This is a genomic window from Polaribacter sp. Asnod1-A03 (assembly GCF_045063585.1).
In the GTDB taxonomy this organism is placed as follows: Bacteria; Bacteroidota; Bacteroidia; order Flavobacteriales; family Flavobacteriaceae; genus Polaribacter.
On record NZ_JBEFOE010000009.1, the window covers coordinates 3,087,649 to 3,103,201 of the forward strand.

General features: G+C 28.2%; 15 protein-coding genes. 8 read left to right on the forward strand and 7 right to left on the reverse strand.

Annotated features, from left to right (window positions below; translation table 11 throughout):
* Window positions 1-2: 2 nt before the first annotated feature.
* The 3 genes from ileS to ACJJVY_RS13745 form a co-directional block, all read right to left on the reverse strand.
* Window positions 3-3,410: an isoleucine--tRNA ligase gene (gene ileS, locus ACJJVY_RS13735; RefSeq protein WP_405609851.1), complete on the reverse strand. Its 3,408-nt coding sequence runs from the start codon at window positions 3,408-3,410 to the stop codon at window positions 3-5.
* A 51-nt stretch (window positions 3,411-3,461) separates the two neighbouring features.
* Window positions 3,462-5,210 carry a T9SS type A sorting domain-containing protein gene (locus ACJJVY_RS13740; protein WP_405609854.1) on the reverse strand — a complete coding sequence of 583 codons (1,749 nt, stop codon included), beginning with the start codon at window positions 5,208-5,210 and terminating at the stop codon, window positions 3,462-3,464.
* 71 nt (window positions 5,211-5,281) lie between these two features.
* The gene (locus ACJJVY_RS13745; RefSeq protein WP_405609857.1) at window positions 5,282-6,043 is read right to left on the reverse strand and encodes a TerB family tellurite resistance protein; all 762 of its coding nucleotides are present in this window, start codon (window positions 6,041-6,043) and stop codon (window positions 5,282-5,284) included.
* A gap of 231 nt (window positions 6,044-6,274) precedes the next feature.
* Between ACJJVY_RS13745 and ACJJVY_RS13750 the strand changes: the two genes are divergently transcribed.
* From ACJJVY_RS13750 to ACJJVY_RS13760, 3 genes are all read left to right on the forward strand, one after another.
* Window positions 6,275-6,685: a BrxA/BrxB family bacilliredoxin gene (locus tag ACJJVY_RS13750; RefSeq protein WP_405609860.1), complete on the forward strand. Its 411-nt coding sequence runs from the start codon at window positions 6,275-6,277 to the stop codon at window positions 6,683-6,685.
* Between the two features lie 74 nt (window positions 6,686-6,759).
* A complete protein-coding gene (locus ACJJVY_RS13755) occupies window positions 6,760-6,999 on the forward strand; it encodes a hypothetical protein (RefSeq protein WP_405609863.1) in 240 nt (79 codons plus the stop codon).
* A 1-nt stretch (window position 7,000) separates the two neighbouring features.
* Complete coding sequence (locus tag ACJJVY_RS13760) at window positions 7,001-7,660, forward strand: HD domain-containing protein (protein WP_405609866.1); 660 nt, start codon at window positions 7,001-7,003, stop codon at window positions 7,658-7,660.
* A gap of 30 nt (window positions 7,661-7,690) precedes the next feature.
* Here the strand turns inward: ACJJVY_RS13760 and ACJJVY_RS13765 are convergent, their stop codons facing one another.
* Window positions 7,691-8,563, reverse strand: coding sequence for an AraC family transcriptional regulator (locus ACJJVY_RS13765; RefSeq protein ID WP_405609869.1), 873 nt, complete (start codon window positions 8,561-8,563; stop codon window positions 7,691-7,693).
* Between the two features lie 207 nt (window positions 8,564-8,770).
* On the opposite strand from ACJJVY_RS13765, the gene ACJJVY_RS13770 reads away from it, so the two are divergent.
* From ACJJVY_RS13770 to ACJJVY_RS13790, 5 genes are all read left to right on the forward strand, one after another.
* Entirely contained in the window at window positions 8,771-9,361 is a 591-nt protein-coding gene (locus tag ACJJVY_RS13770) for a hypothetical protein (RefSeq protein WP_405609872.1), read from the forward strand.
* Window positions 9,362-9,626: 265 nt separating this feature from the next.
* Window positions 9,627-10,166 (forward strand): hypothetical protein, encoded by a 540-nt coding sequence (locus tag ACJJVY_RS13775; protein WP_405609875.1) that lies wholly within the window; start codon window positions 9,627-9,629, stop codon window positions 10,164-10,166.
* A gap of 263 nt (window positions 10,167-10,429) precedes the next feature.
* Entirely contained in the window at window positions 10,430-10,969 is a 540-nt protein-coding gene (locus tag ACJJVY_RS13780) for a hypothetical protein (RefSeq protein ID WP_405609877.1), read from the forward strand.
* A gap of 260 nt (window positions 10,970-11,229) precedes the next feature.
* Complete coding sequence (locus ACJJVY_RS13785; RefSeq protein ID WP_405609880.1) at window positions 11,230-11,811, forward strand: hypothetical protein; 582 nt, start codon at window positions 11,230-11,232, stop codon at window positions 11,809-11,811.
* Between the two features lie 267 nt (window positions 11,812-12,078).
* Entirely contained in the window at window positions 12,079-12,663 is a 585-nt protein-coding gene (locus ACJJVY_RS13790; RefSeq protein ID WP_405609883.1) for a hypothetical protein, read from the forward strand.
* A gap of 84 nt (window positions 12,664-12,747) precedes the next feature.
* On the opposite strand, the gene ACJJVY_RS13795 is transcribed toward ACJJVY_RS13790, so the two are convergent.
* The 3 genes from ACJJVY_RS13795 to ACJJVY_RS13805 are packed head-to-tail and all read right to left on the reverse strand — an operon-like array spanning window position 12,748 to window position 15,474.
* The gene (locus ACJJVY_RS13795; protein WP_405609886.1) at window positions 12,748-13,524 is read right to left on the reverse strand and encodes an enoyl-CoA hydratase/isomerase family protein; all 777 of its coding nucleotides are present in this window, start codon (window positions 13,522-13,524) and stop codon (window positions 12,748-12,750) included.
* Window positions 13,525-13,549: 25 nt separating this feature from the next.
* Window positions 13,550-14,959 (reverse strand): sensor histidine kinase, encoded by a 1,410-nt coding sequence (locus tag ACJJVY_RS13800; RefSeq protein ID WP_405609889.1) that lies wholly within the window; start codon window positions 14,957-14,959, stop codon window positions 13,550-13,552.
* A 50-nt stretch (window positions 14,960-15,009) separates the two neighbouring features.
* The gene (locus tag ACJJVY_RS13805) at window positions 15,010-15,474 is read right to left on the reverse strand and encodes a hypothetical protein (RefSeq protein ID WP_405609892.1); all 465 of its coding nucleotides are present in this window, start codon (window positions 15,472-15,474) and stop codon (window positions 15,010-15,012) included.
* Window positions 15,475-15,553: the final 79 nt, after the last annotated feature.

Here is a 15,553-nt window from a genome sequence, read left to right on the forward strand (position 1 = left end):
TATTACAATTTTTCAATTAAAATTTTACTTTTTACAGTATCGAATTCAATATCTGTACCATTTTTTAACTCATCCACAAAAACCAATTCTTTGGTTAATGTTTCACTCATGATATAGTCTTTATTATCTAAAATCGATTTTTGTAAGTTTTCAAAGTTTAAAACCGTTAATTTTATTTTGTCCGTCACCTCTAACCCTGTGTCTTTACGTGCATTTTGAATTCTATTTACCAATTCTCTGGCAACTCCTTCTTTACGTAAGTCTTCTGTTATGGTAACATCTAAAGCAACCGTTAACGCTCCTTCATTTGCAACTAACCAACCTTCTATATCTTTAGATGATATTTCTACGTCCGAGAGCTCCAAAATAATATTTTTTCCATTAATTTCAAGAGAAATGTTTTTATCTTTCTCTATTTTGTTAATATCTTCTTGATTAAACTCTTTTACTGCAGCAGCAATAAAACGCATGTCTTTACCAAACTTTGGCCCTAATGTTTTAAAATTAGGTTTTATTTGTTTGATTAAAATATCTGAAGCGTCATCTAAAATATTAATTTCTTTAATGTTTACTTCGTTCTTAATTAAGTTTGCAACAGCTAAAATTTCTTCTTTTTGTTGCTCACTATCAACCGGAATCATAATTTTTTGCAATGGCTGACGTACTTTTATCTTTTCTTTTGCTCTTAATGATAAAACTAAAGAAGAAATAATTTGTGCATTTTCCATTTTACGCTCTAAGCTTTTGTCTACAAAACTTTCATCATATTTAGGAAACTCAGCTAAATGTACACTTTCAAATTGCTCTGTTTGTGTAGTATTTGTTAAGTCTTTGTACAATTTATCCATAAAAAACGGTGCAATTGGCGCACTTAATTTTGCTATGGTAAGCATACAAGTATACAATGTTTGATACGCAGAAATTTTATCTGTTTGATAATCTCCTTTCCAAAAACGTCTTCTACTTAAACGTACATACCAGTTACTTAAATGGTCTTGTGTAAAGTCTGATATTGCTCTTGCAGCTCTTGTTGGCTCGTATTCTTCGTAAAACTTATCAACCTTTACAATTAAAGTATGTAATTCTGATAAAATCCAACGATCTATTTCTGGTCTTTCTGCTAAAGCGATATCTGCTTCATCGTAAGAAAATCCATCAATGTTTGTGTATAATGAGAAGAATGAATAGGTGTTATATAAAGTTCCGAAAAACTTACGTTTTACTTCTTCAATTCCTTCTAAATCAAATTTTAAATTATCCCAAGGATTTGCGTTAGAAATCATGTACCAACGTGTAGCATCTGCCCCATAAGTTGATAATGTTGTAAACGGATCTGTAGCATTACCTAAACGCTTAGACATTTTATGTCCGTTTTTATCTAAAACTAAACCGTTAGAAACTACATTTTTATAAGCAACAGAATCAAAAACCATCGTTGCAATTGCATGTAAAGTATAAAACCAACCACGTGTTTGATCTACTCCTTCTGCAATAAAATCTGCTGGAAAAGATTCGTTTCCATCAATTTTCTGTTTATTTTCAAACGGATAATGCCATTGTGCATAAGGCATAGAACCAGAATCGAACCAAACATCAATTAAATCGCTTTCGCGTTTCATTGGTTGCCCTGTTGATGAAACTAATACAATTTCATCAACTATATTTTTATGCAAATCTAACTTTGCATAATTTTCTTCTGAATTATTATCAACTTCAAAATCTGCAAAAATATCTTTTGCTAAAACGCCAGCTTCTACTGCTTTTACCATTTCTTGTTTCAATTCTTTAACAGAACCAATACAAATTTCTTCTTTACCATCTTCTGTTCTCCAGATTGGTAACGGAATTCCCCAATAACGAGAACGCGATAAATTCCAATCATTTGCATTTGCTAACCAGTTTCCAAAACGACCAGTTCCTGTAGATTCTGGTTTCCAGTTAATGGTTTTGTTTAAAGAATGCATTCTGTCTTTAACATCGGTTACTTTAATAAACCAAGAATCTAATGGATAATATAAAATTGGTTTATCTGTACGCCAACAATTAGGATAACTGTGTTTGTATTTTTCTACCTTAAAGGCTTTGTTTTCTGTTTTAAGTTTAATAGCCAACTCAACATCAATCGATCTTTCTGGCGCTTCACCATCATTATAATATTCGTTCTTTACATATTTACCTGCAAACTCGCCCATTTCTGGCCTAAATTTACCTTGTAAATCTACTAAAGGAACTAAATTATCGTTTTCATCTTTTACCAACATTGGCGGAATTTCTGGTGTTGCTTGTTTACAAACCATTGCATCATCTGCTCCAAAAGTTGGTGCTGTGTGTACAATTCCTGTTCCGTCTTCTGTAGTCACAAAATCTCCAGCAATTACTCTAAAAGCATCTTTCGGATTGTCATTTGGCAAACAATAATCTAATAATTGTTCGTATTTAATATCAACTAAATCTTTACCAACAAATTCTTTTATAACATGGTAAGGTATTTTTTTATCACCAGAATTATAAGTACTTAACTCTTCTGAAGTTTCTACCTGAACATTGTTTTTACCTGCAAATTGTTTTGCAACTAATTTTTTGGCTAAAATTACTTTTATCGGTTCAAAAGTATATTGATTAAATGTTTCAACTAAAACATATTCAATTTTTGGTCCAACTGTTAATGCCGTATTACTAGGCAATGTCCACGGAGTTGTTGTCCAAGCTATAAAATAAACTGTTCCTTCATTTTGTAAAAAGTCTGGAAGCGTATTTTCTACGGCTTTAAACTGTGCAACAACAGTTGTATCAGTTACATCTTGGTATGTTCCTGGTTGATTTAATTCGTGAGAACTTAATCCAGTACCCGCTTTTGGCGAGTATGGTTGAATTGTATAACCTTTGTAAATTAATTCTTTGTTGTAAATCTGTTTTAATAACCACCAAACAGATTCCATATATTTTGGTTCGTAGGTAATATATGGATCTTCCATATCTACCCAATATCCCATTTTATTGGTTAAATCATTCCAAATATCAGTATAACGCATTACTGCTTTTCTACAAGCTGCATTATAATCTTCAACAGAAATTTTATTACCAATATCTTCTTTGGTAATCCCTAATTCTTTCTCAACACCTAATTCTATTGGTAAACCATGTGTATCCCAACCAGCTTTACGCTTAACTTGGTAACCTTTCATGGTTTTATATCGCGGAAAAATATCTTTAATAGCTCTTGCTAAAACATGGTGAACTCCTGGAAGTCCGTTTGCAGAAGGTGGCCCTTCAAAAAACACAAAAGGTTTTGCATTTTCTCTAGAAGTTACACTTTTCTCAAAAATATTATTTTCTTGCCAATAGTTTAAGATTTCTTCTGCTACTTTTGGTAAGTCAAGTCCTTTATACTCAGGAAAATTCGCTTTCATTTTCTGTCTTTTCTAATAAGATTGCGAATTTAAGGTTTTTCTATTAATTATTTATTCTAAAATGAACTTCTTACTTACCACAACTCCTTTTACTTCTATTCTTGCTATATAAACACCTTTAGATAATTCTGGTAAATTAATACTCTTCTCTTCTCCATTAGCACTAAAAGAGGTATTCAATATTTGTTTACCTAATATATTGTAAACTTTAACATCTGTTTTCTCTTCTGATAAATTAATAATTGACAGTGTATTATTGTCCTTCTTAAAAACTATAACCTTTTCTAAATCAAAATTTTCTACACCTAACACATTTTCAAGAAACCGATCTCTTGCTGGTATACTTGCAGCTCCAGGAGAATTTGGAGTTCCTATTTTTGCCCATTGGTCTTCTGTAACAAAATCAGGCATTGTGGCATAAGCATAACTTTCATCCGAAAGAGTTTCTGTTCCTTCTGGAGTTATTGTTCCTTTATCATTATTTCCATAAGAAAAATGGTCTGAACCTAATATTGTATAATTGACCAAAGAATAAGGAAAAGTTGTATTTGTAATATCATTTCCTATAAAATTTTGTGAAGGTGAAGAGGTATCACTAAAAAATATCCCATATCCATCTGCTCTATTTCTTAAAAATGTATTATATAATCCATTTGCACCATGAGAATTATCTATAACAATATTTCTACAAATATTTTGCTCAAATAAATTAGCATAGGGATAATTACCATGTAATGTTATTTCTCCCGTAGAGTTAGTCGGTAGCACTGATTGATCCCAATAAGGATCTGTAGAATAATTATAAGCAAACACATTTCCATTAGCTCCGGACTGCAAAAGCATAGAATGCCTTAGATGCTCAAAAATATTATCTTCTATTAAACATTCATTAGAAGTAGATTGTAAAAGAACTCCATAAGCTCTACCTCCTTCTCCATAACCAAAAGCATGATGAAAATAAGATTGACCAACATAAATATTTGATCCATTAGTAATATTTACATGGCTATAAGTAGCATTTTCAGATTCTACTTCTTTTATCCAAGAATTAACGGTATAATTAAAAAGAATATTACTATTTAATGTAGGTGAGGTATCATCTACTCTTTCTATTTTAATATTTTCAATACCTACATTTTTTATAGGGTTTACTTTTTTGATATATGGAGACCTATCTAATGAATAACTTAACCTTAAAGGAGAAGCCAACGATATTTTATTTCCTACAACTTCACCTATTTCTATAACCTGACCAACTGTGCCATAAGCCCAATCTGAAGTAACTAAATCTGTATCTGTTTGAAAAACTTTAATCCAATCTCCAGCTGAAAAACTACTTGCATCTATAACGTCAATATAATTATTGCCTTTTGTTGCTTCCGATGAAAAATTGGTTGTATTACTTAAAAGTTCTCCATTAGCTTCTATACCATTACCACTTCCTGATAAATCTATTTTAAATATTGTTGTATTTGTAATTGCTCCTTGTAACACAATGTTACTAGGTAAAGATATTGTGTTATTAAACAAAAACGTTCCTTCAGGAAATTTTAATATTGCTCCAGAATTTTCTACAGAAGCTATAGCAGTTGCAAAAAACGCATCATTTGGTGTTATTCCATCCCCAACAACATCAAAGTCCTCCATATTAACATTTTGAAAAGTAGAAGAAATATCTTTATTCTTTAGACCTGCAACTGTCCAATCTACACTTCTATCATTAGGTAATGTTTGACTATTTATAGATTTAACTGTAAAAAAAACAATTAACACTATTATATTTTTAATAATTTTAGTCATAATTTTAACCTATTAGTAAATGGACATGTTTTGTAAATCTAATAATAAAACTCTATTATCTAATAAAGTTTTTATAAGTTTCTTTCGCTTTTAATTTTCTCATAAGCTTCTTGTATACTCTGAAATTTTTCATTTGCACCTTTTAAATGCTCGTCTCCTAAACCTTGTAATTTATCTGGATGATATTTTTTAACCATTTTTCTGTAAGCAGTTTTAACTTCGCTATCAGAAGCTGATTTCTCTATCTCTAAAATTTTATATGCATTTTCAGAAGAATCATAAAACATGGCTTTTATAGACTCAAAATCGCGTTGATTTATATATAAATAACCCGCCATTTTTCTTATTTCCTCCACTTCAGATTCAGCCACAACCCCATCTGCTTTAGCAATACCAAACAAAAAGTGAATTAATTGTAGACGAGAAGCATGAGACATGTTTTGCCTAACTTGTATACAAACCTGTCTTGCAGAAACTTCTTTTTTTATAATTCCGCTAAAGAGTTTAAATGCATTATTTGCTCTTTCTTTACCGTACATACCTACAAACTGACTTCTAACAAAGTCTAATTCTCTTTTATCTACTTTTCCGTCAGATTTTATAACGATTGATGCTAAAACAAGTAAACTCATTTCAAAATCGCCAGACTGCGTATTTGTAGAATTACCTCTATTTCTACCAACTCTTTCTTGATATTCTCTATGTTCTTGTAGTAAGTCTTTTTCTGAAAAACCGTCTACAAAACTACCTACTGCAAAACCAATGGCTGCACCTATTGGACCACCAAAAGTAAATCCTAATCCTGCACCTAACCATTTTGTAAAACTTCCCATTTTTTATTTTTTTGAACTTGTAAAGTTACAAAGTTATTTTAGTTGAAAAGAAAAAGCTTTTTAAAGTTTACAATTAACAAACATTATTTAATTTTAAGCATTAGAATTTAAGTTTGGGTTCTTTTTTATTTTTATATCAATTTAATTGATATTTATATTGAAAATCACATTTTTAAGAATGTTGAATTTTGACAAACAAATACCTATCTTTGCATTTTAAATCTAGAAATTATGTATCCAGAAGAATTAGTAAAACCAATGCGCGACGAGTTAATTAACGCTGGTTTTGAAGCATTATATACAAGTGAAGATGTTGAAAAAGCAATGTCTAAAGAAGGTACAACGTTAGTTATGGTAAACTCTGTTTGTGGTTGTGCTGCAGGTACTGCAAGACCAGGAGCAATTGCTTCTTTAGGAGCAGATAAAACACCAACAAACTTAACTACTGTTTTTGCTGGTGTAGAAAAAGAATCTACACAAAAAGCACGTGAGTTTATGATTCCTTTTCCTCCATCGTCTCCAGCAATTGCGTTGTTTAAAGATGGTAACTTAGTACACATGTTAGAGCGCCATCATATAGAAGGAAGGTCTGCACAAATGATTGCACAAAATTTAGCACAAGCTTACGAAGAGTTTTGTTAGACTTTTAAAAAATTACATAAAAAAATCCACTTATAATTATGAGTGGATTTTTTTTTTAATAACATTCTACAATTATGGCTTCAGAATTTTCTACTTACACCAAAGAAGAATTATTAACGAAATTAAAAAAGCAGAAAAACTTTTTTATCATTAAAATAGTTGTCATTATATTAATGATAGTATTTGCTGTTTTTTCTACTATAGAAAACGGGTTGTCTTTTCATACTTTTCTACCTTTATTTTTTATACCGATGTCTATCTTTATGTATTTTGATATTAAAAACATAAAAAAAGAATTGAATCAAAGAAAATAACATGACCAAAGGGCAAATAATAGAAAACACAATAACTTTTGTAAAAAAGGAATTAGAAAACGCAGAAGGCGGCCACGATTGGTTTCACATAGAACGTGTTTTTAAAAATGCCATTTTAATTTCTAAAAATGAAAAAGTGGATGCTTTTGTAGTTTCTTTGGGTGCTTTATTACATGATATTGCAGATCCTAAATTTTATGATGGAGACGAAACTATTGGTCCTAGAATTGCTACAGAATTTTTAAAGTCTCAAAAAGTTGATAATCTAATTATTGATCACGTTATTAATATTATTAATCATATTTCTTACAAAAACTCTTTAAACAAAAATGCAAAAAAATTTACTTCTAAAGAATTAGCAGTTGTACAAGATGCTGATAGATTAGATGCTATTGGTGCAATTGGTATTGCCCGTTGTTTTAATTATGGTGGATTTAAAAATAGGGCTTTATATAATCCAGAGATTTTACCTAATTTAAATATGACAAAAGAAGAGTATAAATCTTCTAAAGCACCAACAATTAATCATTTTTATGAAAAGCTATTACTTTTAAAAGATAAAATGAATACCAACTCTGGCAAAAAAATTGCAAAACAGAGACATGTATATATGGAAGAGTTTTTAAATCAGTTTTATGATGAATGGAACGGAATTAAATAACTAATCCTTTTACAATAAGTTTTGTACATACTATTGTTGTACAAAACTTATCATTTCACTTCTATACTTAGAGGCAGATTTACCTGTAAACTCTTTAAACAGTTTATTAAAGTGAGAAAAATTATTGAATCCACATTCAAAACAAATATCTGTAATACTTGTTTGACTTTCTGATAATAATTTAGTTGCATGTACAACTCTATACTCATTTACCAATTTTGTAAAAGTTTTACCAGTTGTTTTCTTAAAAAACCTACAAAATGCAGGTACTGTCATACTAACTAGGCCAGCAATTTCATCTAAACTTATATGCTGATTAAAGTTCTCATTTATATGTTTAAAAATAATATCTATTTTACTACTATCTTGCGGCTGAGTTTCAAAAGCAAAACCATCTGCATTTAATAATGTATAATCTTCTGATTTAGATAAAGTATGTAAAATTTCTAAAAGGATTAAAATTTGCTTAAACCCTTTCTTTTCTGATATTTTTTCTAGTTTTGGCCCTAACTTTTGTTTTGTTTCTACACCAAACAAAATTCCTTTCTTTGCTTTTTCAAACAAAATACTAATAGGCTTCATTTCTGGAGTTTCAAAAAATTCTTTTCCTAAAAAATCTGGTCTAAATTGTATTAAAGCTTCAGATCCATTAGTTGTAAGTCTATCTGTAAACCCATTATGTGGTAAATTAGAACCAATTAATAATAATTGACTGTTATTAAAATAAGACAAGTGGTTACCAATATGTCTTTTTCCTTTTCCTTTATTTACATATATCAATTCTATTTCTGGATGAAAATGCCAAAAGGCTTTTATCTCTTTTAAGAACTCTGTATGCTTTTTAACTAGTATAGAACTACCGAAGTCTGGACTAAGTTTTTTTAGAGTTGGTTTAACGTTCATAATATTCTAAATTAAATTCAAAATTACAACACTTAATTCTAACAAGCTATATAAAATTAACAAAATTGTATAGTATTTTATCCTAACAATAATTTAACAATTCTATAACTGATAAAATAGCATACAAACATACCAATTTTGATGTTTTAAGAACTAAACTTCTGCCATAAATTTGCAGTGTTATTAATTATTAAATAACGGATGATTATGAAGAATACATTTAAAAAAAATTTAGTAGTAGCGCTAATGTTTGGAACATTAATAGGTTACGCAAAAGACAACACAAAATCTACAATCAATAATAATGTAGATGACAACGTAAAGATTGTTTTTAAATCTGTAAAGAAAGGACAAGCTTTAACTATTGCAAATGAAAAAGGGTTAACAGTATATAAAGAGAAAATTAAAAATACAGGAAACTATTCTAAAACTTTTGATTTAACAAATTTAGAAGATGGTTTATATACTACAGAATTAGAAAAAGATTTTGAATCTGTTGTTACTAAAATTAGAATTAAAGACGGAAAGGCTACATTTTTAGAAAGTAATAAGAAAAAAATTTATAAACCAATTGTTAGAACGGAAGGTAACTTGGTTTTAATTTCTAAAATAGCCCTTAATAACAAACCTTTAAGTGTTGATTTATATTACGAGGGTAATTTAATTAATTCTGAAACTTTAAAAAGTGATGATGGTATTGTAAATAGAGTTTACAAATTATCTGAAGTAGAAAAAGGAAACTATCAAGTTATTATTAAAGCTGATAACAAAGTTTACACAAAAGATATTACAATATAAAAAAGTTAGTTAATTGTTTCATCAAACTTCTGCTAAGGTTTGATAAAAAAAGCGAGTCATATCAGACTCGCTTTCTTTTTGCCTAAAATTTAATACTACAGCAAAACTAATTAGAATTAACACCTTTGTAAACTGTATTAACATCACTCAAAATCCCTTATTTTATAAGGGATAATTTAGAATATATAACTGCCAATTTTGATGTTTTTAAAACTTGTTTACCAATATACCTTTGCAGTGTTATTAATCATTAAATAACAAAAAGATGAAAACAACAATAAAACAAATTTTAATAGTTGCCTTAATGTTTGGAACATTAATAGCTAACGCAGAAGATAGAGATCTTACAAATTCTATCAACAAAATAAGAGTTGATGTTGCCTTTAAATCTATAAAAGAAAAGCAAACATTAACTGTTGAAAATGAAAATGGATTATCTATATATAAAAGAGGTGTAAACAACTCAAGCATTAATTCTAAAATATTATTTAATATTAATAGCTTAAAAAACACTTTATCTAAAACCAACAATTTAGATAACGCTCTTTTAGATGATGATAAAAACAAAATATTTAAACCAACTATTAGAACTGAAGAAAATTTAGTTTTAATTTCTAAAATTGCTTTTAACAAAGCTCCTTTATATATCAGTCTATATTATAAAGGTGATTTAATTCACTCAGAAACTTTAAAAGGAAATAATATTGTAAACAGAGTTTATAAATTATCTGAAGAAGAAAAAGGGAATTATAAAGTAGTTATTAATACAGATAATAAAGTTTACAATAAAAACTTTTCAATATAAAAATTTAGTTAATTGTTTCGTCAAACTTCTGCTAAGGTTTGATAAAAAAAGCGAGTCATATCAGACTCGCTTTCTTTTTGCCTAAATTTAATACTACAGCAAAACTAATTAGAATTAACACCTTTGTAAACTATATTAACATCACTCAAAATCCCTTATTTTATAAGGGATAATTTAGAATATATAACTGCCAATTTTGATGTTTTTAAAACTTGTTTACCAATATACCTTTGCAGTGTTATTAATCATTAAATAACAAAAAGATGAAAACAACAATAAAACAAATTTTAATAGTTGCCTTAATGTTTGGAACATTAATAGCTAACGCAGAAGATAGAGATCTTACAAATCCTATCAACAAAAAAAGAGTTGATGTTGCCTTTAAATCTGTAAAAGAAAAGCAAACATTAACTGTTGAAAATGAAAATGGATTATCTATATATAAAAGAGGTGTAAACAACTCAAGCATTAATTCTAAAATATTATTTAACATTAATAGCTTAAAAAATACTTTATCTAAAACCAACAATTTAGATAACGCTCTTTTAGATGATGATAAAAACAAAATATTTAAACCAACTATTAGAACTGAAGAAAATTTAGTTTTAATTTCTAAAATTGCTTTTAATAAAGCGCCTTTATACATCAGCTTATATTACAAAGGTGATTTAATCCATTCAGAAACTTTAAAAGGAAATAATATTGTAAACAGAGTTTACAAATTATCTGAAGAAGAAAAAGGGAATTATAAAGTAGTTATTAATACAGATAATAAAGTTTACAATAAAAACTTTTCAATATAAAAATTTAGTTAATTGTTTCGTCAAACTTCTGCTAAGGTTTGACAATAAAAAGCGAGTCATACCAGACTCGCTTTTTTATGCTCTTTATTTAAAATAACAAGTGAATAAAATTATCAAAAATATATACTATTTTAACATACTTGGTATTTATAACAATTTAACTATGTTAATTTAGAGCATAAATGTGCCAATTATGATGTTTTTAAAACTTTACTTCGGTTATATCTTTGCAGTGTTATTATATATTAAATACAAAGAATATGAAAACAGCAAAACAAATTTTATTAGTAGCATTAATATTAGGAACATTAATTGGTTACGCTAAAGAGAACACAGGAACTGCAATTGATAATGTAGATGACAATGTTAAGATTGTTTTTAAATCTGTAAAAAAAGGGCAAGCTTTAACTATCCAGAACGAAAGTGGAGAAATACTTTATAAGGCAAAAATTAAAAACTCTGGTAAATATTCGCAAACATTTGATTTTACAAATTTAGAAGACGGCTTATATACTACAGAGTTAAAAAAAGATTCTGAATCTATAATTAGAAGAATTAAAATTAGAAATGGAAAAGTTTCTTTTTTAGATGATGACAAAAACAAGATTTTTAAACCAACTATTAGAACTGAAAACAATTTAGTTCTAATTTCTAAAATTGCTTTTAACAAAGCTCCTTTATATATCAGTCTATATTATAAAGGTAATTTAATTCACTCAGAAACATTAAAAGGTAATGAAGTTGTAAACAGAGTTTATAAATTATCTGAAAAAGAAAAAGGTGACTACAAAGTAGTTGTTAATACTGATAATAAAGTTTACGATAAAAAATTCTCAATATAAAAACTTAGTTAATTGTTTAGATCAAACCTCTACTAAGGTTTTATATTAAAAGCGAGTTATATCAAACTCGCTTTTTTTTATGCCTTAAATTTCCTTTAAGAAGACCAAGTAAATAAAATTACCATAAATATATACTATTTTAACACCTGTAAAATTACACTATATTTTAACTGTTAATTTAGAATATAAATACACCAATATTGATGTATTTAAAACTTTAATTCGGTTATACCTTTGCAGTGTTATTAATCATTAAATACAATGAATATGAAAACAGCAATCAAAAAAAACCTAACAGTATTATTAATGTTTATCGCATTAATCGGTTACGCAAAAGACAACACAAAATCTACAATTAATAATGTAGACGACAATGTTAAGATTGTTTTTAAATCTGTAAAGAAAGGGCAAGCTTTAACCATCCAAAACGAAAGAGGACAAGTAGTTTATAAAGAAAAAATTAAAAATTCTGGAAATTATTCTCAAACATTTGATTTTACAAATTTAGAAGATGGTTTTTATACTACAGAATTAGAAAAAGACTTTGAATCTGTTGTTAAAAAATTTGAAATTAAAAACGGAAAAGCTTCTTTTTTAGATGATGATAAAAACAAAATTTTTAAACCAGTTATTAGAACTGAAGAAAATTTAATTTTAATTTCTAAAATAGCTTTTAATAAAGCTCCTTTATACATCAGTGTATATTATAAAGGTGATTTAATTCACTCAGAAACATTAAAAGGAAATAAAGTTGTAAACAGAGTTTATAAATTATCTGAAGAAGAAAAAGGTGACTACCAGGTAGTTGTTAATACAGATAATAAAGTTTACAATAAAAACTTTTCAATATAAAAATTTAGTTAATTGTTTCGTCAAACTTCTGCTAAGGTTTGACAATAAAAAGCGAGTCATACCAGACTCGCTTTTTTATGCTCTTTATTTAAATTTTGGTTTTCTTTTATTTATAAAAGCAGTCGTTCCTTCAATAAAATCTTCTGTACCAAAACATTCTCCGAACTCTTCTATTTCTATACTAAAACCATTAACACCATCTTCATAAGACGCATTAACCGCTCTAATTGCAGCACTAATAGCTAGTTTAGAGTTTTTCATAATCTTATTTGCAATATTTTCCGCAAAAGGCAACAATTCGTCTTGAGTAGTTACATGATTTACTAAACCACATTCTTTTGCATCTGCTGCAGTAATCATACCAGCAGTCATAATCATTTCCATCGCTTTACCTTTACCAACTAATTGTGGCAAACGTTGTGTACCCCCATAACCTGGTATAACCCCTAAAGAAACCTCTGGCAAGCCCATTCTTGCATTATCTGATGCTATTCTAAAATGACAAGACATTGCCAACTCTAAACCTCCACCTAAAGCAAAACCATTTATAGCTGCAATAACTGGTGTAGATAAATTTTCTACATAATCAAACAATGTATCATGACCTATTTTAGATAAACGTGTACCTTCTTCTACAGAAAAATCTGCAAATTCAGAAATATCTGCTCCAGCTACAAAAGCTTTTTCTCCGCTACCTGTTAATATAATAGCTCTAATCTTTTCGTCTTCTTCCAACTCTTCAAAAGCTATATTTAACTCTTTAATAGTTTCTTTATTTAATGCGTTTAGTTTTTTAGGTCTGTTAATTGTTACCTGTGCTAAACTATCTTTTGTTTGAACTTTTATATTTGTAAAACTCATCTGCTAAGAATTTTTAAATTAAATTTTAATGTTTTGGTAAAACAACTGTAAAAACAGTACCAACACCAACTTTAGAAGTAAAAGAAATATTACCACCATAAGCCTCTATAATATTCTTTATCATTGGTAAACCTAAGCCCATTCCACTTGTTTTCGTCGTAAATTTTGGTTCGAATATTAAATCTACTAAATTGTCTGGAATTCCTTTTCCATTATCAGAAACTATAATCTTTACCTTATCTCCTTCGGATACAACTTTAACTTCTACTAATGGATTTTCTTCTTTATTTGTTGCCTGAATTGCATTTTTAACCAAGTTAGTTACAATTCTAATTAACTGTGTTTTATCTAAATTAACACACAATTCTTCTTCTAAAGGAAGATACTTAATATACGTTTCTGCAAAAATATCTAATGCAAATTTTATAACACTAATAATTTCTATTTGCTCTCTTTTTTGAGTCGGCATTTTTGCAAAATCAGAAAATGCAGAAGCTATAGAACTCATTACATCTATTTGCTGAATTAAAGTTTGACTGTATTCTGCTAATTTTTCTTTTATTTTATCATCTGATGGATCAAACTTTCTCTCAAAGTTTTGAACCGTTAATCTCATAGGAGTTAATGGATTTTTAATTTCATGTGCTATTTGTTTTGCCATTTCTCTCCAAGCTTGTTCTCTTTCTGTTTGCGCCAATTTAGCTACACTTTCTTCTAGCTCATCAATCATATTATTATAAGCTTCTACCAAAACCATAATCTCTGAGCTTGCTTTATTAAGAATAATTTTTTCATTTCTTTTATGCAAACGTGTTTGCTCCATTTTATCAGAAATTGTTTTTATAGACATTGTTATATAGCTCGATAAAAAATAAGCCAAAGAAATAGCTATTATAAACATTAGAATATATACTAAACCTAATCTAGAAATAAACTCTTCTAATTCTTGATCAATTTCTGAATTATCTTGCGTAAACTGCAATTCTAAAATACCGATTCTCTTATATTTTGGGTCATGTATATATGAATATGAAGTCTGAAACCCTGTTTTATTATCTTCTACAGATTTTAATATTTTATGATTAGAATTTTCTGCTAATTCTTTTAACAAAACTTCTTCTAAAGGCTTGTTCTCTATTTTTTCAAAGGCATTTGCTTTAGATGATTTTAGCAATTTACCTTCTAAGTCATACAGAACTATATTTAATTTATTAATAGAGGAAATTTCATAAATACGCTCCTTAAATATTTTAGCTAAATTTTCTGTATTTACTGGGTAAGTTGTCTTGTTTTTTAGCTCTAATTCAATTGTTTCTTTTGCTGTTGCTTCTTTACGCTCAAAACGTTGAATATTATAATCTTTTGTCTGCTCATCATATTGATAAACTGTTACCACCAATATTAATATTGATGCTAATAACACCAATACTATCATTGATAAAAAAATACGAATTCTTAAAGAAATCTTGTTAAAATTGATCAAATTTAATCTTGTTTTATTCTTTTTGTTTTCATTGTTAAAAGATCGTCAAAATCTCCATCTTCATCCCAATCGTACTTACTCTTACCTATAAAACCTTCGTCTGTTTTTGTTATATGGTAAGAAACTTTCATGTCTCTACCTGCATAAAAAAATTCTACAAATAACGAGTCTTTTTCTACTCTCCATGTTCCATCAGAATTTAAAAAATGCTCTCCTTCTTTATTAACAAACCACGCAGAAAAAGTACCATCATCATTATATTTAGACTGTGCTATTTGTTCTGATCCTTTTTCAAAATGATCTTCATAAATACTTATAGAGTCTGACTTTTTAAACGTTTGCATTTCTAATTTCAAATAGGTTGTCTGCCAAGTATCAACCATATAATCTTGTATAGAAAGTTCTTTTTTACAACTAACAAAAAGCGTTCCAACAAACGCTATTAACAAAAATGTTTTCAATTTCATAATTACAGACTTTTAAACTCACAAGATAATCAAATAAAAAAGTCATTACAACTAGTGTAATGACTTTTAAGTTTATTTT